The organism is Streptomyces sp. NPDC048337 (assembly GCF_043201175.1).
Taxonomy (GTDB): domain Bacteria; phylum Actinomycetota; class Actinomycetes; order Streptomycetales; family Streptomycetaceae; genus Streptomyces.
The window spans coordinates 112,097-131,960 of the sequence record NZ_JBICYR010000007.1 but is presented as its reverse complement, the minus strand read 5'-3'; the positions used below and the strand labels follow the sequence as shown (position 1 = coordinate 131,960).

Sequence of the window (19,864 nt, the reverse complement as noted above, 5' to 3'; positions counted from 1 at the left end):
CCCCACCCCACACGAAAGGCTCCGGACGGGCATGGCGCTCACGCTCTACGTCGACACCGCGCGCTGGCGTGCGCACCAGAAGCAGGTCCAGGACCAGTTCCCCGGACTGATCCCGGTCTGCAAGGGCAACGGCTACGGCTTCGGCCACGAGCGGCTGTGCGAGGAAGCGACCCGGATGGGCTCCGACATCCTCGCCGTCGGCACCACGTACGAGGCCGCGAGCATCAAGGACCTGTTCGGCGGCGACCTGCTGGTCCTGACCCCCTTCCGGAGGGGCGAGGAGCCGGTGCCGCTGCCCGACCGGGTCATCCGCTCGGTGGCCTCGCTGGACGGGGTCCGCGGCCTGGTGGGCGCCCGGGTGGTCATCGAGTGCATGAGCTCGATGCGCCGCCACGGCATCTCCGAGCAGGACCTGGGGCAGCTCCACGCGGCGATCGAGGACGTCCGGCTGGAGGGCTTCGCCCTGCACCTGCCGCTGGACCGCCCCGACGGCTCGGACGCCGTCGAGGAGGTCATCGGCTGGATGGACCGGCTGCGTGCGGCCCGGCTGCCCCTGCACACCATGTTCGTCAGCCACCTGCGGGCCGAGGAACTGGCCAGGCTCCAGCAGCAGTTCCCGCAGACCCGCTTCCGTGCCCGCATCGGCACGCGACTGTGGCTGGGCGACCACGAGGCCACCGAGTACCGCGGCGCGGTCCTCGACGTCACGCGCGTGGCCAAGGGCGACCGCTTCGGCTACCGCCAGCAGAAGGCCGCGTCCGACGGCTGGCTGGTCGTCGTGGCCGGCGGTACCTCCCACGGCGTGGGGCTGGAGGCGCCCAAGGCCCTCCACGGCGTGATGCCGCGGGCCAAGGGCGTCGCCCGGGCGGGCCTGGCCACGGTCAACCGGAACCTGTCGCCGTTCGTGTGGGCGGGCAAGCAGCGCTGGTTCGCGGAGCCGCCGCACATGCAGGTGTCGATCCTGTTCGTGCCGTCGGACTCGCCCGAGCCGAAGGTCGGCGACGAGCTCGTGGCGCACCTGCGCCACACCACGACGCAGTTCGACCGGGTGCTCGACGCCTGACCGTCAGTCCTTGACGGGCACGCCCCAGTCGACCCGCTGTCCCTCCGAGGGCGCCGCGTACCGCGGCGCCCTCGCCGCGTCCGACAGCACGAACACGTCCTCGGCCCCGTCCAGGACACCGCCGGACGGGTCGTCCGAGCCGTCCCGGCGTACGACGTCCCGCTCGGGCATCAGGATGTCGCGGACGACGACCGCGCACAGGTAGACGGTGGCCAGCAGGTGGGCGGCGATCGCCAGCTGGTAGCCCTCCACGGGCAGTCCCTGGTGCTTGTCCCCGCTGGTCGTGTAGGCCAGGTAGAACCAGATCCCGAGGAAATACAGGACCTCGCCGGCCTGCCAGATCAGGAAGTCCCGCCAGCGCGGCCGGGCCAGCGCGGCGAGCGGGATGAGCCACAGCACGTACTGCGGCGAGTAGACCTTGTTCGCCAGGATGAAGACGGCGACGACCAGGAAGGCCAGCTGCGCGAAGCGGGGCCGCCGGGGGGCCGTCAGGGCGAGCAGCCCGATCGCCCCGCACAGCAGGAGCGTCAGCCCCGTCGCGTACGTGTTGGCGTCTTCCAGGGGGTTGCCCGAGCGCTGGGAGATCAGCAGCCACACGGAGCCGAAGTCGATGGGACGTTCCTGGCTGAAGGTGTAGAACTTCGACCAGCCCTCCCAGGCGAAGATCATGACGGGCAGGTCCACCACCAGCCAGGCCCCGGCCGCGCCGAGGACGGCGCCTCCGAAGGCCCGCCACTTGCCGGCCCGCCAGCAGAGCACGAACAGCGCCCCGAGCAGCAGGACGGGGTAGAGCTTCGCCGCGGTGGCCAGGCCGATGAAGACGCCGAAGAGGACCGTGCGGCCGCGCGACCACATGAGCATCCCCACGGCGGTCAGCGCGATGGCCAGCAGGTCCCAGTTGATCGTCGCGGTGAGCGCGAAGGCCGGAGCGAGGGCGAAGAGCAGGGCGTCCCAGGGGCGCCGGCGGTGGGTGCGGGCCACGCACACGGCGATGACCGCCGTGCAGGCCATCAGCATGCCCGCGTTGACCATCCAGTACATCTGTTCGCGGTGCTGCATGGAGCCGCTGCTCGGGGTCAGCCAGGAGGCGATCTCCATGAAGAGACCGGTGAGCACCGGGTACTCCAGGTACTCCATGTCGCCGGGCAGCCGGTCGAAGTAGGGCGTGAGGTTGTCGGCGAAGCCGCGGACCGCGTACAGGTGCGGGATGTCGGAGTAGCAGGCGTGGGTGTACTGCGAGCCCGCTCCGCGGAACCACGCCCAGTCGTAGCAGGGCAGCTTCTGCACCATGCCCAGGGCGAACATGCCGATGGCGAGGAGGGCCACGACGCGGACGGGCCCCAGCCAGTGGCCGCCCAGCCGGGCGTAGCGGCCGAGCGGGCCGCCGATGAACTCACTGCCGGCCGCCGCGACCTCGTCCTGCCGGGTGGGCAGTACGGGGCGGTCCTCGTGCACCTTGGTCATGGGCTCATCCTGCCGTACCGGGCCGGACATGGGGGAAGGCCGTCGCACCTCGTGCGACGGCCTTCCCCCAGCGGTTGACGATCCGGCTACGGGCTCGATCCGAACGTGGGCCAGCCGGTCGGGCGGCCCGGTTTCCCGCTGGGCGTCGGAGACGGCGATCCGCTGGGTCCGCCGTTGCTGCCTCCCTGGCTGGTCCCGGACGTGGGGGTGGGGTCGCAGTACAGCTCCCACGGCTTGCACGGCTTGCCGCCGCCCTTGGACGGGCTCGGGGACACCGGCGGGGCGGAGCTGGTCGGGGGCATCGAGGGCGTGACGGACTGCGACGGGACGGCCGAGGGGGTGGGGGAGGGAGCCCCGGCGGAGTCGGCGGTGACGCCGTAGGTCTCGGCCTCCGGGAACTGCTTGACCGGAGAGTCCTTGAGCGCCTCGCGCATGTACTCGGTCCAGATCACGGCCGGGATGTCACCACCGTGGATGGAGTCGGTGCCGCCCACGCCGTTCATGGAGATCAGCTTCTTGTCCGCCGAGTTGGGGTCGTTGCGGAAGAGGGTGACGGACGTGGCGAGCTCGGGGGTGTAGCCGACGAACCAGGCCGACTTGTTCTGGTCGGTGGTACCGGTCTTGCCCGCGGCGGGCCGGCCCAGCTTCTTGACCTTGGTACCGGTTCCGTTCTGGACCACGTTCTGCAGGACCTTGGTGACGTTGTCGGCGACGGCGCTGTCCATGGCGCGCTGGTCCTTGGGCGCCTCGAAGCCGCTCAGCGCCTCGCCGTCCTTCTCGACCTTGGTCACGGAGAAGGGCTCGCGGTGCGTACCGGAGGCCGCGAAGGTGGCGTACGAGTCGGCCATGCGGATGGCACTCGGGGTCGAGGTGCCCAGTGCGAACGAGGCGGTGTTGTCCTTGTCCATCGAGTCCTCGAGGATCCCGGTGGACTTGGCCACGTCACGCACCTTGGCGTGACCGACGTCGAAGACGAGCTGGGCGAACGGGACGTTGATGGACTTCTCCATCGCCTCGTTGAGGGTCACGAAGCCGTAGGCCGTGGGGCTCTCGTTCTTCTGCCGGAACGGCTTGCCGTCGGGGCCCATCAGGGGATTGCCCTGACGGTTCTTGATCACGGTCAGGTCGTCGGCCATGTACTTGCTGTCGATCGAGATGCCCTGGCCTTTGGAGTTCTGGGTGCCGTACTGCATCGCCGCCGCCAGGACGTACGGCTTCCAGGTCGAGCCGACCGGGACGCCGATGGTGTTGGCGTTGTTGCTGAAGTGCTTCTGGTCCCAGCCGGGCCCGCCGTACAGGGCCACGATCGCGCCGGTCTTCACATCGACGGAGGCGGCGCCGAACTGTACGAAGGTGTCGTACTCGGGGCGCTTCTTCTCGTCGAGGAAGTCGTTGCGGGTGTCCTCGACGGCCTTGGCCAGCGCGTCCACCCTCGGCTTCTGGAAGGTGGTGTGGATCTGGTAGCCGCCCAGGGCCATCTGCTCGGCGGTGATGTTCCTGGTCTTCATCACGTACTGCTTGGCCGTCTCGACCAGGTAGCCGATCTGGCCGGACATGCCGCGGGCCTGCTCGGACTCCACCCGGGCGGGGAAGTCGGTGGGCTTGTACTTGGCCCGGTCCTCCTTGGACATGCGGCCGACCTCGACCTCGCGGTCCAGCACCCAGGCCCAGCGCTTCCTGGCCCGGTCCTCGTTGAGGGTGGGGGTGGCCGCGGCGCCGATGCCGCCGTCCGGGTTGTACAGGTTGGGGCCCTTGAGCACGGAGGCCAGGAAGGCGCACTCGGAGGGGTTCAGGTCCTGGGAGTCCTTGCCGAAGTAGGCGCGGGCCGCGGCTTGGATGCCGTAGGCGTCCCGGCCGTAGTAGGCGGTGTTCAGGTAGCCCGCGAGGACCGTGTCCTTCTCTTCCGAGACGCCCAGCTTTATCGCGATGAAGAGCTCGGTGACCTTGCGCTTGAGCGTCTGGTCCGAGTCCAGGAAGTTGTTCTTCACATACTGCTGGGTGATCGTCGAGCCGCCCTGGGTGGAACCACCCGTGGCCATGTTCCACACGGCGCGGGCGATGCCCATCGGATCGACGCCCTTGTCCGTCTCGAAGGACTCGTTCTCCGCGGAGATCACGGCGTCCCGCATGGACCGGGGGATCTTGTCGATGGTCACGATCTGCCGGTTCATCGAACCGCCGGTCGCGACCATCTGGCTGCCGTCCTGCCAGAAGAAGACGTTGTTCTGCGCCTGGGCCGCCTTGTTCGGGTCGGGCGTGCCCACCATGGCGATGCCGACGCCGGCACCGGCGACGATGATCGCGAAGAAGCCCAGGGCGGTACCGCCGACGAACTTCCAGGACGGCACGAAACGCTTCCAGCCGTCCCTGTCGGACCGCGGGTAGTTGATCAGCCGCCTGTCCTGGCGGCCCGCGCCGCGCGCGGCCTTCGCGGATCCGCGTCCGCGGCCCGTGGAACCTCTCTGGGCAGCCCGGCGGGCCCCGGCTCTGCTGCCCCGTGCGGAGGGTTCCGCATGCGGTCCGCTGGACGACGCGGTGGGGACGTCACGTCCGGCCCCGGCACCCCGGCCGGGGCGCTGCTGGGCGGCCCGGCGGGCCGAGGCTCGCCCGCCACCTTGGGGCTGCGGCGGTTTACGGCGGTGCTCGCTCATCGAACGACTACTCCTCGGGCAGGCGAGTGGCCTGGAAGCGGCAGATGAATTCCGGTTCCCCCGGTGTCATGGCGCACAGACTACGCACGGTCAAAACCCGAACAGTGCCGAAGTTCACCCCAAATCAGGCAACCTGCCTCGTACGAATTGGTGATGTGACGCCGGTCACCAGATCACCACTTGTCGCCGGACCCGGCCCGTTCTATCGTCTGGATGTATCGAGTCGATACATCAGCTCGGTATAAAGACACAGAGTCGGAGGAGAGGCAGGCGGATGAGCAGACGCTCAGGCATCCTCGAATTCGCCGTCCTCGGCCTGCTCCGCGAATCCCCCATGCACGGCTACGAGCTGCGCAAGCGGCTCAACACGTCACTGGGGGTGTTCAGGGCCTTCAGCTACGGGACGCTCTATCCCTGCCTCAAGACGCTGGTCGCCAACGGCTGGTTGATCGAAGAGCCGGGCAATGCCCCGGAGGACGCGCTCGCCGCTTCACTCGCAGGGCGCCGCGCCAAGATCGTCTACCGGTTGACGGCCGCGGGCAAGGAGCACTTCGAGGAGCTCCTCTCCCACACGGGCCCCGAAACCTGGGAGGACGAGTCCTTCGCCGCCCGCTTCGCCTTCTTCGGCCAGACCGAGCGAGAAGTGCGCATGCGGGTACTGGAGGGCCGCCGCAGCCGGCTGGAGGAGCGCCTCGAGAAGATGCGCGCCTCACTGGCCCGCACACGGGAGCGCCTCGACGACTACACGCTCGAGCTGCAGCGACACGGCATGGAGTCCGTGGAGCGCGAGGTGCGCTGGCTGAACGAGCTCATCGAGAGCGAGCGGGCGGGACGGGATCAGAGACGACCCGGTCCGTCCGACGAAACCGCAAGATGAGGCCTGCATCTCGCAGACCTCGTACGAGAACAAACAGGGAGCAACCGGAATGGGTTCGGTTCGCGTAGCCATCGTCGGCGTGGGCAACTGCGCCGCCTCGCTGGTGCAGGGCGTCGAGTACTACAAGGACGCCGACCCGGCGGCCAAGGTCCCCGGTCTGATGCACGTCCAGTTCGGCGACTACCACGTGCGTGACATCGAGTTCGTCGCCGCGTTCGACGTCGACGCGAAGAAGGTCGGCCTCGACCTTTCGGACGCCATCGGCGCCAGCGAGAACAACACCATCAAGATCTGCGACGTCCCGAACGCCGGCGTGACCGTCCAGCGCGGCCACACTCTGGACGGCCTGGGCAAGTACTACCGCCAGACCATCGAGGAGTCCGCCGAGGCCCCGGTCGACGTGGTGCAGGTCCTCAAGGACCGCCAGGTCGACGTCCTGATCTGCTACCTGCCCGTCGGCTCCGAGGACGCGGCGAAGTTCTACGCCCAGTGCGCCATCGACGCCAAGGTCGCCTTCGTCAACGCCCTCCCGGTCTTCATCGCGGGCACCAAGGAGTGGGCGGACAAGTTCACCGAGGCCGGTGTCCCGATCGTCGGCGACGACATCAAGTCGCAGGTCGGCGCGACCATCACGCACCGCGTGATGGCGAAGCTGTTCGAGGACCGCGGTGTCCGTCTTGAGCGCACCATGCAGCTCAACGTCGGCGGCAACATGGACTTCAAGAACATGCTCGAGCGCGACCGCCTCGAGTCGAAGAAGATCTCCAAGACGCAGGCCGTCACCTCGCAGATCCCCGACCGTGAGCTCGGCGAGAAGAACGTCCACATCGGCCCGTCCGACTACGTCGCGTGGCTCGACGACCGCAAGTGGGCCTACGTCCGCCTCGAAGGCCGCGCCTTCGGCGACGTCCCGCTGAACCTCGAGTACAAGCTCGAGGTGTGGGACTCCCCGAACTCCGCCGGTGTCATCATCGACGCCCTGCGCGCTGCGAAGATCGCCAAGGACCGCGGTATCGGCGGCCCGATCCTGTCGGCGTCCAGCTACTTCATGAAGTCCCCGCCGGTGCAGTACTTCGACGACGAGGCCCTCGACAACGTCGAGAAGTTCATCAAGGGCGAGGTCGAGCGCTAGTCGGACTCCGGGAGTCCTGTCGACACCTGGACTTCGGCTGTTCTTCCGCGGAGGGTCCCCGGGCAATGTGCCCGGGGACCCTCCGCGTATGTGACCCTTGCCCACATGCCTGTCGTACGTGATCTGCGCGTACTCCTGCGCCTGCGGGACTTTCGCAACCTGCTCGCCGTACGGCTGCTCTCGCAGGCGGCGGACGGCGTCTACCAGGTCGCGCTCGCCACCTACGTCGTCTTCTCCCCGGAAAAGCAGACCTCGCCCGCGGCCGTCGCCTCGGCCATGGCGGTCCTGCTCCTTCCGTACTCGGCCATCGGCCCGTTCGCCGGTGTGCTGCTCGACCGGTGGCGCCGCCGCCAGGTCTTCCTCTACGGCAACCTGCTGCGGGCCTTCCTCGCCTGCGTCACCGGCATGCTGATCGTCGCGCAGGTCCCCGACTGGCTCTTCTACGCCTCGGCGCTGTCAGTGACCGCCGTCAACCGCTTCGTCCTGGCCGGACTCGCCGCGTCCCTGCCCCGCGTCGTCGACCCCGGGCAGTTGGTCACCGCGAACGCGCTGTCCCCCACCGCCGGCACCCTCGCGGCGACGGCCGGCGGGGGGCTGGCCTTCCTCGTCCGACTGCTGGCCTCCGACTCCGACGCCCTCGTCGTCCTGCTCGGAGCCGGGCTCTACCTGTGCGCGGCCCTGGTGTCGCTGCGCCTGGCTCTCGGCCTCCTCGGGCCCGACCATCCACCCGGCGTACTCCACCCCTCGGTCGGCGAGGGGATCGCCCTCACCGTCCGCGGCATGGCCGAAGGGCTGCGGCACCTGGCCGCCCGCCGGGAGGCCGCGCAGGCGCTGAGCGCCATGACCGCCATGCGCTTCTGCTACGGGGCCCTCTTCGTCACCCTGCTCATGCTCTGCCGCTATGCCTGGTCGAACAACGAGTCCGACGGGCTGGCTCTCCTGGGCGTCGCAGTCGGCGTCTCCGGGGCCGGGTTCTTCACGGCCGCCGTCATCACGCCCTGGATGGTGGGACGACTGGGCAGGCTGGGCTGGATCACCGCCTGCTCCGCGGGCGCCGCGGTCCTGGTCCCGGCCCTCGGCCTGTCCTTCGCCCCCGGACCGATGCTGGTCGCCGCCTTCGTCCTCGGCCTCGCCACCCAGGGCGCCAAGATCGCCACCGACACCGTCGTGCAGTCCCGCGTGGACGACGACTACCGCGGCCGCGTCTTCTCCGTCTACGACGTGCTGTTCAACGTCGCGTTCGTCAGTGCGGCGGCGGTGGCCTCTCTCATGCTCCCCGCAGACGGGCGGTCCGTGATCCTGATCCTCTGTGTCGCGGCCCTCTACGCCGCGACCGCGGCGCTACTGGGGCGGCAAGGGCGTCGTTTCACGTGAAACGACGTTTCACGTGAAACATTGCGTCCGACCGATCCGCCCGTGGCGATGTTTCACGTGAAACATCGCCACCTGGGTCCGTGCGTCAGGCCTGTGCGGCCCACCACTCCTTGAGGGCCGCGACGGCCGCATCGTGGCCCATCGGACCGTTCTCCAGCCGCAGCTCCAGCAGGAAGGCATACGCCTTCCCGATCACCGGACCGGGACCGACGTCCAGGACCCGCATGATCTCGTTGCCGTCCAGGTCGGGCCGGATCGCGTCCAGCTCCTCCTGCTGCTGAAGCTGGCCGATGCGCTCCTCCAGACCGTCATAGGTGCGGGAGAGGGCATTGGCCTTGCGCTTGTTGCGCGTGGTGCAGTCGGACCGGGTCAGCTTGTGCAGGCGCTCCAGCAGCGGACCGGCGTCGCGGACATAGCGCCGCACCGCGGAGTCGGTCCATTCCCCGTCGCCGTACCCGTGGAAGCGCAGGTGCAGCTCCACCAGCCGGGACACGTCCTTGATCATGTCGTTGGAGTACTTCAGGGCCGTCAGCCGCTTCTTGGTCATCTTCGCGCCCACCACCTCGTGGTGGTGGAAGGAGACGCGGCCGTCGGTCTCGAAGCGGCGGGTGCGCGGCTTGCCGATGTCGTGCAGCAGGGCCGCGAGGCGGAGCACCAGGTCGGGGCCGTCCTCCTCCAGGGCAATGGCCTGCTCCAGCACGATCAGCGAGTGGTCGTAGACGTCCTTGTGGCGGTGGTGCTCGTCACTCTCCAGCCGGAGCGCGGGGAGCTCGGGCAGCACCCGGTCGGCCAGCCCGGTGTCCACGAGCAGGCCCAGGCCCTTGCGCGGGTTGATCGAGAGGATCAGCTTGTTCAGCTCACCCTGGATCCGCTCCGCCGAGACGATCTCGATCCGGTCGGACATGGCCTTCATGGCCGCCACGACCTCCGGGGCGACCTCGAAGTCCAGCTGCGCGGCGAACCGCGCAGCCCGCAGCATGCGCAGGGGATCGTCGGAGAACGAGTCCTCCGGGGTGCCGGGAGTGCGCAGGACGCCGGCGTCCAGGTCCTCCAGACCGCCGTGCGGGTCGATGAACTCCTGCTCCGGCAGGGCCAGCGCCATGGCGTTGACCGTGAAGTCACGCCGAACCAGGTCCTCCTCGATCGAGTCGCCGTAGGAGACCTCGGGCTTGCGCGACGTACGGTCGTAGGCCTCAGATCGGTACGTCGTCACCTCGATCTGGAAGTTTCGATCAGCGTCTCCGACACGGGCGTCTTTCTGCGCCCCGACCGTGCCGAAGGCGATCCCCACGTCCCACACCGAGTCCGCCCAGGGCCGGAGGATCTTCAGGACCTCCTCGGGCCGGGCGTCGGTGGTGAAGTCGAGGTCGTTGCCGAGACGCCCGAGCAGCGCGTCGCGGACGGACCCACCGACCAGGGCGAGGCGGAAGCCCGCCTCCTGGAACCGGCGGCCGAGCTCGTCGGCGACAGGGGCGACCCGCAGCAGTTCACTGACCGCGCGGAGCTGCACCTGACTCAGGGCACTGGGGTTGTCTTCATTGGCGTTCGGCACAACAGAAAAGGGTACGTGCCCCGCCCGGCCGGAGCTTCCCCGTTTCACGGCGACCCCGGTACACCGGAGCCCCGGGGCTGAGCCGATCATGTGGAGCAAGGCGCGGCACTCGCGCACAGCGGGCCTCGTTACCATGCCAGGACGCACAGACGACGAGCACTGACACTTCGAGGGACGGGCTAGCGCGTGGCCGAGGCGGCAGACATCCTGGGGGCGTCGCCCGCCCCTGTCCGACGCCGATGGCTGCGGAGGGCGGTGGTCCTGCTGGCCGGGACGCCCGTACTCGCCGCTCTGGTCTACTCTCCCGCCCCCAAGGCCCAGGCCGCGCAGGCGACCGCCGTGGACGTCCAGCTGACCTCCCTGGCCCCCGCCGCCCCGGTCAAGGGCGACACCCTGACCATCTCCGGGACCGTGGTGAACACCGGCTCCGAGACGATCAACGACGCACACGTGGGACTGCGGGTCGGTCCCGCGCTCGCGGACCGGTCCTCCATCGACGAGGTGGCGGAGCGCAGCGGCTTCCGGGCCGGCGCCGACCCCGGCGAGATCGATCCGGCCTACGCCGTGAAGATCGCCTCGCTGCCGTCGAAGGTCCGCCAGGAGTTCACCCTCACCGTCCCCGTGAACAAGCTGGAGCTGGACAAGGACGGCGTCTACCAGCTCGGCGTCTCCCTGTCCGGGGTGACCGAGAGCCGCCCCTCGGAACAGGTGCTCGGCATCGAGCGGACCTTCCTGCCCTGGCAACCGGAAGCCGCCTCCAAGCGTGCCCAGCTCACCTACGTGTGGCCGCTGGTCTCCACCACCCACGTGACCGCGGAGACGGGCTCGGACGAGACCCAGACCCCGGTCTTCCTCGACGACGCCCTCGCCGAGGAGCTCAAGCCGCAGGGCCGCCTGGGACAGATGGTCTCGCTCGGCAAGGAACTGCCGGTCACCTGGGTCATCGACCCCGATCTGCTCTACACGGTCGACGCCATGACCAAGGGCTACCGGGTCCGCACTCCCGACGGGAAGTCCACCCAGGGCAGGAACAAGGCAGTCGCGGAGCAGTGGCTGAGCTCCCTCGAAACGGCCGTCCAGGCCAAGAAGGTCGTCGCGCTGCCCTTCGCCGACCCCGATCTCGCCTCCCTCGCCCACCACGGCAAGGACGTCTCGGGCACCCTCGGCCAGCTGCGGCCCGCCACCGACAAGGCGAAGCAAGCTGTCGAGACGGTCTTGCACGTCCCCGCGTCCACCGATTTCTCCTGGCCCGTGGACGGCGCCATCGACCCCTCGATCGTCAACGTCGCCACCTCGGCCGGTGCGCACAACGTCCTCACCCGGAGCGACAGCCTGGGCGAGACCGGAAGCCTCGGCTACACCCCCTCGGCCGCCCGGCCCATCGGCGCGGGCACCACGGCCGTGGTCGCGGACGCGGAGCTCTCCACCGCCTTCGAAGGCGACATGCTGAGCGCCGGGAACTCCACCCTCGCCGTCCAGCAGTTCCTCGCGCACAGCCTCGCCCTGAACCTGCAGAAGACAGACGAGCAGCGCAGCTTCGTCGTGACCCCGCAGCGGATGCCCTCCCTCAGCCAGGTCAACAGCATGGCCGTCGCCCTGCGCGCCCTCCAGGCCGGTCGCTGGACCCAGCCCGGTGACCTCGAAGCCGCGGCCGCGGCCAAGCCCGACCCGCGCGCCGCCACCCAGGTCCCCGGAGCCGGGCAGTACCCGGAGGCCCTGCGCAAGCACGAGCTGCCGGTGTCCGCCTTCGAGAAGATCCGCACCACGCAGAACACCCTCGACCACTTCAAGGTGATCCTCGCCGCACCCGACCGCGTCGAGATCCCCTTTGGGAACACCACCAACCGGGAGATGTCCACCTCCTGGCGCGGCCGCCCGGAAGAGGCCCGGGTCTACCGGGACCAGGTCCAGAACTACCTGATCGACCTCACCGAGAAGGTCAAGATCATCCCCAAGTCGGACGCCACACTGTCGGGACACAGCGCCACCATCCCGGTCAGCGTCCAGAACAGCCTCGTCCAGGACGTCCACGACCTGGTCCTGCGGGTGCAGTCGGCCAACCCGACCCGCCTGATGTTCGGCGACAGCGGGCAGGCCGAGCAGCAGGTGACCGTCCAGGGCGACCACACGCAGACGGTGAAGTTCCCCGCGAACGCCACCGCGAGCGGCCCCGTCGAGGTCACCGCGCAGCTCTTCACCAAGGACGGCGTCGCCTACGGCAAGCCCCGTAAGTTCACCGTCGAGGCCACCGAGATCACCCCCACCGTCATGCTCGTCATCGCCGGCGGTGTGCTCCTCCTGGTCCTGGCCGGCATCAAGATGTACGCCAGCCGCAAGCGCGTCGCGGCTCGCGCGGCAGCCGAGGACGGCACGCAGCAGAGTGACGAGACCCCGGACACCGGACCGCAAAGCACCGGCGGGTCCGGCACGGGTGAGACAGTGGACCGTTGAGCGATGCCGTGGCCGGTCGGCCTGGGGACGATGAGGTGGGGTTTCGATGAACGCGCCGTACGACGGTGACCGCGCGCAGGGCACTGGTGGGCCCGCGCCCTCCCAGGGCACTGCCCCGGGCACTCCGGTGCCCGGGCAGGTCCCCGCGCCTGCGCCCGCGGACCGCGACCCGTATGTCCAGGACGCCTACGACCACGACCCCTACCGGTCGCAGGACCTGTCCGCCCAGGATCCCGTCGCCGAGGTCCTCTACGACCGGGCCTCACACCCCCCGCCGCCGCCCGGGACCTACCAGGAGCCCGGCCCGCTCTACGCCGCGCCGACCTCGCCCTCCTACGCGCCCGACCCCCGCGTATGGGCGCAGACCCCGCCGCCGGAGCCGGACGGCCCTTCCCGCCACCTCCCGTACGGCGACCACGCCACCACCACCGAGTTCGTCGGCGTGGACTCCCTCGTCACCAAGGCCGCGGACGAGCAGCCGGAACCCGACGCCTTCGCCCACCTCTACCGGGACCAGGAGGCGGCACCCCGCACCCCCGCCGAGGACGTCCCCGTCGCCGCCCCGGCGCCGGCCAAGCCCGCCGGACGCGCCGCCAGCCTCCTGAAGTCCAGCGCGCTCATGGCCGCCGGCACGATCGTCTCCCGCATCACCGGCTTCCTGCGGACCCTCGTCATCGCCGGTGCCATCGGCGTCGGCACCTTCAACGACACGTACCAGATCGCCAACACTCTCCCCACGATGATCTACGTGCTGGTCGGAGGCGGCGCCCTCAACGCCGTCTTCATCCCGCAGCTGGTCCGGGCGATGAAGAACGACAGCGACGGGGGAGAGGCCTACGCCAACCGGCTGCTGACCCTCGTCGTGGTGCTGCTGGCCGCCATCACCACCATCTGCGTGCTCGCCGCACCGGTGTTCATCACGATGATGTCGCCGAAGATCGCCTCCGACCCGCACCAGATGGACGTCGCGGTCGCCTTCGCCCGCTACTGCCTGCCCACGATGTTCTTCATGGGCGTCCATGTGGTCCTCGGTCAGATCCTCAACGCCCGCGGCCGGTTCGGCGCGATGATGTGGACCCCCGTCCTCAACAACATCGTCGTCATCGCCACCTTCGGCGCCTTCATCTGGGCCTTCGGGGGCTTCACCACCTCCGGTGTCAACGCCACCACGGTCACCGCCGACGGCATCCGCCTGCTGGGCGTCGGCACCCTGCTGGGCCTGACCGTCCAGGCCCTCGCGATGCTGCCCTACCTGCGCGACGCCGGCTTCACTCCCCGCCTGCGCTTCGACTGGAAGGGCCACGGCCTCGGCAAGGCCGCCCGCCTGGCCAAGTGGACGTTCTTCTTCGTCCTGGCCAACCAGATCGGGCTCGTCGTCGTCACCCAGTTCGCCACCTGGGCGGGCTCCATCGCCGAGAAGCAGGGCCACCCCGGCACCGGCATCACCGCCTACAACTACGCGCTGCTGCTCTGGCAGATGCCGCAGGCGATCATCACCGTCTCGGTCATGACGGCCGTCCTGCCGCGCATCTCCCGCTCCGCCCACGACGGGGACGCGGCCGCCGTCCGCGACGACATCTCCTACGGCCTGCGCACCTCGGCCGTGGCGATCGTGCCCTGCGCCTTCGCGTTCCTCGCCCTCGGCGTCCCCATGGCGACCCTGCTCTACGCGGGCTCCGGCGCCGGCGCCCAGAACATCGGCTACGTCCTGATGGCCTTCGGCCTCGGACTCATCCCGTACTCGGTGCAGTACGTCGTCCTGCGCGGCTTCTACGCCTACGAGGACACCCGCACGCCGTTCTACAACACCGTCATCGTCGCCGCCGTCAACGCGGCGGTCTCCGCGGCCTCCTTCTTCGTGCTCCCCGCCCGCTGGGCCGTCGTCGGCATGGCCGCCGCCTACGGACTCGGCTACACCGTGGGCGTCGGCGTCGCCTGGCGTCGCCTCAAGACCCGCCTCGGCGGCGACCTCGACGGCGCGCACGTGATGCGCACCTACGCCCGCCTCACCGGCGCCTGCGTCCCCGCGGCCGCCGTGGGCGGCGGCGCCGCCTACGGGGTCACCCAGTGGCTGGGCAGCGGAGTCGTCGGCTCCGCCGCCGCCCTCGTGGCCGGCGGCATCGCTCTGGCCGCCGTGTTCCTCATCGCCGCCAAGCGCATGCGGATCGAGGAGCTCAACTCGATGGTCGGAATGGTTCGCGGACGACTGGGGCGCTGATGCGCACAACCGTCACCCCCCTCCGTGTGTCGTGCATAGCGACGGACTGTGGGCACAATTGGCATGGCTTCGCAGACTGGCCGACAGCGCGCAACGGATGGGGAGGCGGGAACGACGGTGGCGGAACGTAGCACGGCTGCCGTCGACGTGGCCGACAACAGCGGCGACGAGCCGCTGGCCGCAGCAGCGGACAAGGTCACGGCCGACGGGGTGGACACCCAGAACGGACGAGCCGCGGACGGACCCATGCCCGACAAGGACGGCGAGCGCACGACCGCGGCCTCCGCGGCCGCACCCGAGCTCCACAGCGGCCACAAACTCGCCAGACGCTACCGGCTCGAAGAGTGCGTCACCCGTGTGGACGGATTCAGCAGCTGGCGCGCGATGGACGAGAAACTGCGCCGGGCCGTGGGCGTTCACCTGCTGCCCGCCGACCACCCGCGGGCCCGTTCCGTCCTGGCCGCGGCCCGCTCCTCCGCCCTGCTCGGCGACCCCCGGTTCGTCCAGGTCCTCGACGCCGTGGAGGAGAACGACCTCGTCTACGTCGTCCACGAGTGGCTGCCCGACGCCACCGAGCTCACCGCGCTGCTCGCGGCGGGCCCGCTGGAGGCCCACGAGGCCTACCAGCTCGTCAGCCAGGTCTCCCAGGCCATGACCGCCGCACACCGCGAAGGCCTCGCCCACCTGCGGCTGACGCCCAGCGCGATACTGCGCACCTCCACGGGCCAGTACCGGATCCGCGGGCTCGCCGTGAACGCCGCGCTGCGGGGGATCACCAGCGAGACTCCCCAGCGGGCCGACACCGAGGCCATCGGCGCGCTCCTGTACGCCGCCCTCACGCAACGCTGGCCGTACGAGACCGACGCGTACGGCCTCACCGGCCTGCCCAAGGGCGTGGGCCTGATCGCCCCCGACCAGGTCCGCGCCGGGGTCCACCGGGGCCTGGGCGAGCTCGCCATGCGCGCACTCGCCAACGACGGGGCCACCGCCTCCCGTCAGGAGCCCGCCTGCACGACCCCCGAGGAGCTGGCCAAGGCCGTCGCCGCGATGCCGCGCATCCGGCCGCCGGAGCCCGCCTTCACGGCCCCGCCGGAGTACCAGCACACCACCTACCAGCAGGGCAACTACGGCCGCCCCACGCCCCCCGGCATGCCCGCCACCCAGACCGCCCCGGCGGTGCCGCCGCCCCCGCTCCAGAGCCGGACCGGCCGGGCCCTGAAGTGGGGCGTCGCAGCCCTGCTCATCGCCGCCCTCGGCCTCGGCAGCTGGCAGCTGGCCGACGCCCTCCTGGACCACGGCACCAAGGGTGACAGCGGCCCCAACCACTCCCAGCCGACGGACTCGGAAGACGACCCGAAGAAGGACGATCCGGGCAAGCCGCTGCATATCAAGGGCGCTTCCGAATTCACCCCCCGCGGGGAGCCGACGAAGGCGAAGGACGTCCCCAAGGCCGTGGACGGCAATCCGTCGACTGCCTGGATCACGCCCCAGTACCTGGGCTACGCCAACTTCGGCAACCTGGACGAGCGCGCGGACGGCAGCGGCATCATCGTCGACCTGGGCAAGGTCCAGAACGTGTCCGGGATCGACCTGGACCTCAACGTGCCCGGGCAGACGATCGAGGTGCGCGCGGCGGTCCCCGAGGCTTCCTCGCCCCACGCCCTGTCCGACTTCTCCCAGCCCATCACCAAGCTGGAGCGCACCGACAAGAAGCTCCAGGGCACCGTTGAGACCCCGGTTCGCACCCGTTACGTACTGATTCACATCACCGAGCTGCCCGCCGACGGCGCGGGCGGCTACCGGGGCGGAATCAACGAGATCAAGGTGCTCGGCCCGGACTCTTGAACGCCCCCGCACACCCGGGAAGCCGCACCGTGGCGGCCTTCCCCACACGGCTGCCGGAGCCCTAGTCTCCATCCCGGGAGGAAGCGGGCGTGATGCAAGAAGCAACCGGCGAGAACAGCAGTGACCAGGAGCTGCTGGCCCTGCATGTCGCCGGAGACCCCGAGGCATTCGGGGAGCTCGTGCGGCGGCATCGGGATCGGTTGTGGGCCGTGGCGCTGCGGACCCTCGGCGATCGCGAGGAAGCCGCCGATGCCGTGCAGGACGCCCTGGTTTCCGCCTACCGGGCCGCCCACACCTTCCGCGGGGACTCCGCCGTCACCACCTGGCTCCACCGCATCACCGTCAACGCCTGCCTCGACCGGGCCCGGAAGGCCGCCTCCCGCAAAACCGCGCCCCTCGACGACACGGACCGCCTGGAGCGCCTCCTGGAGCCCCACGAGTCCGCCGAGGCCCCCGCGGAGCGCCAGGACCTCCACCGCCAGCTCCTGGCCGCCCTCGGCACGCTCCCGGCCGAACAGCGGGCCGCCCTCGTCCTCGTCGACATGCAGGGTTACCCCGTCGCCGAAGCAGCCCGCATCCTCGACGTCCCCACCGGCACCGTGAAGAGCCGGTGCGCGCGCGGCCGGGCGAAGCTCCTCCCGATGCTCACTCATCTGCGCACGAATGCCGGGGATAACACCAGCTCCGAGCGGGGAAGGAACCGGACGCCGGGGACAGCCGTCCCACCAGCGGCAGAACCGAGTCATCCAGACCCAGACGCAGTGAAGGGCGGAGGTGGACGACCATGACCCCGGCGACTGGCATGCCCGGCACGACCGGCACGATCCGGCACCCGGACGTCTCGGAGATCTCCGACCTGACCGAAGGGCTGCTCTCCCCGTCCCGTACCGCCGAAATCCGCCGCCACCTCGGCGACTGTCCGCTGTGCGCCGACGTCCGCGCCTCCCTGGAGGAGATCCGCTCCCTGCTGGGCACCCTCCCCGGACCGGCCCGGATGCCCGCCGACATCGCGGGCCGCATCGACGCCGCCCTCGCCGCGGAAGCGCTCCTCGACGCCACCACGCCCCGGGCCCGCCCGGCCGACGGCGATGTTTCACGTGAAACGTCGTCCCCGATCGCCGCGGGAGGATCCTCCCGGCCCTCCGTTGCCGGCGGATCCGGCATCCCTCGGCCCTCCGGTCACCCGACCGGCCCAAGCGGACCCGGCCGTCGCCGTGCCCGTCGGCGGATCGCCGTTCTCGCGGGCCTGGCCGGGGCCGCCGCCTGCGCACTCGGCATCTTCCTGTTCAGCGACCTGTCGGGCACGCCCACCCGCACCACGGCCCGCAGCGAGACCCCGAGCTCCGCGGCCCAGCCCTCCGCAGAAGCCGGCGCCTACACCGCACAGGGCCTCCAGAAGAACGTGCGGCAGCTCCTGGCCTCCGCGGAGATCACCGGGACCGGCTCCGGGGAGCAGAACAACACCTACGGGTTGGAGAACACCCCTCCCGCCCAGGGAGTCGCCCCCGGCGACCGTCGGGCAGCCACCGTTCCGACCTGCGTCCAGGCCGCCACCGGACGCCCCGAAGCGCCGTTCGCCACCGAGCGCGGCCGCTACCAGGGCGCGGACGTGTACCTCCTCGTCCTGCCCCATCCGGGCGACTCCTCCCGCGTGGACGCCTATCTGGTCGGCACCGACTGCGAGAACGACCCCTCGGGAGCCCCGGGGAAGCCCCTGCTGATGAGCACCTATCCCAGAAGCTGACGCGTTGGGACCCGCACGGGGACAGGTGGGGAATGCATGCGCCGTAGGATCCGTTGGGTGGGGTGAGAGTCCGCACCGGCCCCCGGTAGGCAGCACGCAGTCCGCAGAGACGAGGAAGAAACCCGTGAGCGACGTCCGAAACGTGATCATCATCGGCTCCGGGCCGGCCGGTTACACCGCCGCCCTGTACACCGCACGCGCTTCGCTCAAGCCGCTGGTCTTCGAAGGTGCCGTCACCGCCGGTGGCGCCCTGATGAACACCACCGATGTGGAGAACTTCCCCGGGTTCCAGGACGGCATCATGGGCCCGGACCTCATGGACAACATGCGCGGCCAGGCCGAGCGCTTCGGCGCCGAGCTCGTCCCCGACGACGTCGTCGCCGTCGACCTCACCGGTGAGATCAAGACCGTCACCGACACCGCCGGCACGGTCCACCGTGCCAAGGCCGTCATCGTCACGACCGGCTCCCAGCACCGCAAGCTCGGCCTGCCCAACGAGGACGCCCTGTCCGGCCGTGGTGTCTCCTGGTGCGCCACCTGCGACGGGTTCTTCTTCAAGGACCACGACATCGCCGTCGTCGGCGGCGGCGACACCGCGATCGAGGAGGCCACCTTCCTCTCCCGGTTCGCCAAGTCCGTCACGATCGTCCACCGCCGTGACAGCCTGCGTGCCTCGAAGGCCATGCAGGACCGCGCGTTCGCCGACCCGAAGATCAAGTTCGCCTGGGACAGCGAGGTCGCCTCGATCCACGGCGACCAGAAGCTCTCCGGCCTCACCCTGCGCAACACCAAGACCGGTGAGACCTCCGAGCTGCCCGTGACCGGCCTCTTCATCGCCGTCGGCCACGACCCGCGCACCGAGCTGTTCAAGGACCAGTTGGACCTCGACGCCGAGGGCTACCTCAAGGTCGACGCCCCCTCCACCCGGACCAGCGTGACCGGCGTGTTCGGCGCCGGCGACGTCGTGGACCACACCTACCGTCAGGCCATCACCGCCGCGGGCACCGGCTGCTCGGCCGCCCTCGACGCCGAGCGCTTCCTCGCCGCCCTCGCGGACGCCGAGAAGGCCGCCGCCGCGGCCACGGTCTGACCCACCCAACCACCCCCACCCCACACCCCGCAGGAAGAAGAAGGAGGCCGCTGTGGCCGGCACCCTCAAGAACGTGACCGACGCTGACTTCGACGCCGAGGTCCTCAAGAGCGACAAGCCCGTACTGGTGGACTTCTGGGCCGCCTGGTGCGGACCGTGCCGCCAGATCGCGCCGTCCCTCGAGGCCATCGCCGCCGAGTACGGCGACCAGATCGAGATCGTCAAGCTGAACATCGACGAGAACCCGGCCACGGCCGCCAAGTACGGCGTCATGTCCATCCCGACCCTGAACGTCTACAAGGACGGCGAGGTCGCCAAGACCATCGTGGGCGCCAAGCCGAAGGCCGCCATCCTGCGCGACCTCGAGGGCTTCGTCGAGGTCAAGACCGCCTGACCGGTTCGA

At 70.1% G+C, this 19,864-nt stretch carries 14 protein-coding genes; 11 read left to right on the top strand and 3 right to left on the bottom strand.

What is annotated here, in order from left to right; all coding sequences use genetic code 11:
* Window positions 1-31 precede the first annotated feature (31 nt).
* Entirely contained in the window at window positions 32-1,063 is a 1,032-nt protein-coding gene (locus ACGFYU_RS14295) for an alanine racemase (RefSeq protein WP_393827585.1), read from the top strand.
* Window positions 1,064-1,066: 3 nt separating this feature from the next.
* Here ACGFYU_RS14295 and ACGFYU_RS14290 read toward each other — a convergent pair whose 3' ends face one another.
* Window positions 1,067-2,527 (bottom strand): glycosyltransferase family 87 protein, encoded by a 1,461-nt coding sequence (locus ACGFYU_RS14290; protein ID WP_393827584.1) that lies wholly within the window; start codon window positions 2,525-2,527, stop codon window positions 1,067-1,069.
* A gap of 86 nt (window positions 2,528-2,613) precedes the next feature.
* The gene (locus ACGFYU_RS14285) at window positions 2,614-4,875 is read right to left on the bottom strand and encodes a transglycosylase domain-containing protein (protein ID WP_393827583.1); all 2,262 of its coding nucleotides are present in this window, start codon (window positions 4,873-4,875) and stop codon (window positions 2,614-2,616) included.
* A gap of 577 nt (window positions 4,876-5,452) precedes the next feature.
* On the opposite strand from ACGFYU_RS14285, the gene ACGFYU_RS14280 reads away from it, so the two are divergent.
* From ACGFYU_RS14280 to ACGFYU_RS14270, 3 genes are all read left to right on the top strand, one after another.
* On the top strand, window positions 5,453-6,055 hold the full coding sequence (locus ACGFYU_RS14280; protein WP_393827582.1) for a helix-turn-helix transcriptional regulator: 603 nt from the start codon (window positions 5,453-5,455) through the stop codon (window positions 6,053-6,055).
* A gap of 49 nt (window positions 6,056-6,104) precedes the next feature.
* Complete coding sequence (locus ACGFYU_RS14275) at window positions 6,105-7,187, top strand: inositol-3-phosphate synthase (protein WP_393827581.1); 1,083 nt, start codon at window positions 6,105-6,107, stop codon at window positions 7,185-7,187.
* Window positions 7,188-7,292: 105 nt separating this feature from the next.
* Entirely contained in the window at window positions 7,293-8,561 is a 1,269-nt protein-coding gene (locus tag ACGFYU_RS14270; protein WP_393827580.1) for an MFS transporter, read from the top strand.
* Window positions 8,562-8,646: 85 nt separating this feature from the next.
* On the opposite strand, the gene ACGFYU_RS14265 is transcribed toward ACGFYU_RS14270, so the two are convergent.
* Window positions 8,647-10,113 carry a CCA tRNA nucleotidyltransferase gene (locus ACGFYU_RS14265; RefSeq protein WP_393827579.1) on the bottom strand — a complete coding sequence of 489 codons (1,467 nt, stop codon included), beginning with the start codon at window positions 10,111-10,113 and terminating at the stop codon, window positions 8,647-8,649.
* A gap of 186 nt (window positions 10,114-10,299) precedes the next feature.
* On the opposite strand from ACGFYU_RS14265, the gene ACGFYU_RS14260 reads away from it, so the two are divergent.
* From ACGFYU_RS14260 to trxA, 7 genes are all read left to right on the top strand, one after another.
* On the top strand, window positions 10,300-12,564 hold the full coding sequence (locus ACGFYU_RS14260) for a DUF6049 family protein (protein WP_393827578.1): 2,265 nt from the start codon (window positions 10,300-10,302) through the stop codon (window positions 12,562-12,564).
* A 46-nt stretch (window positions 12,565-12,610) separates the two neighbouring features.
* Window positions 12,611-14,782, top strand: a complete 2,172-nt coding sequence (gene murJ, locus ACGFYU_RS14255) for a murein biosynthesis integral membrane protein MurJ (protein ID WP_393827577.1) — start codon at window positions 12,611-12,613, stop codon at window positions 14,780-14,782.
* Window positions 14,783-14,899: 117 nt separating this feature from the next.
* Window positions 14,900-16,627 carry a protein kinase family protein gene (locus tag ACGFYU_RS14250; RefSeq protein WP_393827576.1) on the top strand — a complete coding sequence of 576 codons (1,728 nt, stop codon included), beginning with the start codon at window positions 14,900-14,902 and terminating at the stop codon, window positions 16,625-16,627.
* Window positions 16,628-16,719: 92 nt separating this feature from the next.
* On the top strand, window positions 16,720-17,415 hold the full coding sequence (gene sigM / locus ACGFYU_RS14245; RefSeq protein ID WP_393827772.1) for an RNA polymerase sigma factor SigM: 696 nt from the start codon (window positions 16,720-16,722) through the stop codon (window positions 17,413-17,415).
* Window positions 17,412-18,371 carry an anti-sigma factor family protein gene (locus ACGFYU_RS14240; RefSeq protein WP_393827575.1) on the top strand — a complete coding sequence of 320 codons (960 nt, stop codon included), beginning with the start codon at window positions 17,412-17,414 and terminating at the stop codon, window positions 18,369-18,371. The genes sigM and ACGFYU_RS14240 overlap by 4 nt, the downstream gene beginning before the upstream one ends.
* A gap of 124 nt (window positions 18,372-18,495) precedes the next feature.
* Window positions 18,496-19,461, top strand: coding sequence for a thioredoxin-disulfide reductase (gene trxB / locus ACGFYU_RS14235; RefSeq protein ID WP_393827574.1), 966 nt, complete (start codon window positions 18,496-18,498; stop codon window positions 19,459-19,461).
* 52 nt (window positions 19,462-19,513) lie between these two features.
* On the top strand, window positions 19,514-19,855 hold the full coding sequence (gene trxA, locus ACGFYU_RS14230) for a thioredoxin (protein WP_393827573.1): 342 nt from the start codon (window positions 19,514-19,516) through the stop codon (window positions 19,853-19,855).
* Window positions 19,856-19,864 lie beyond the last annotated feature (9 nt).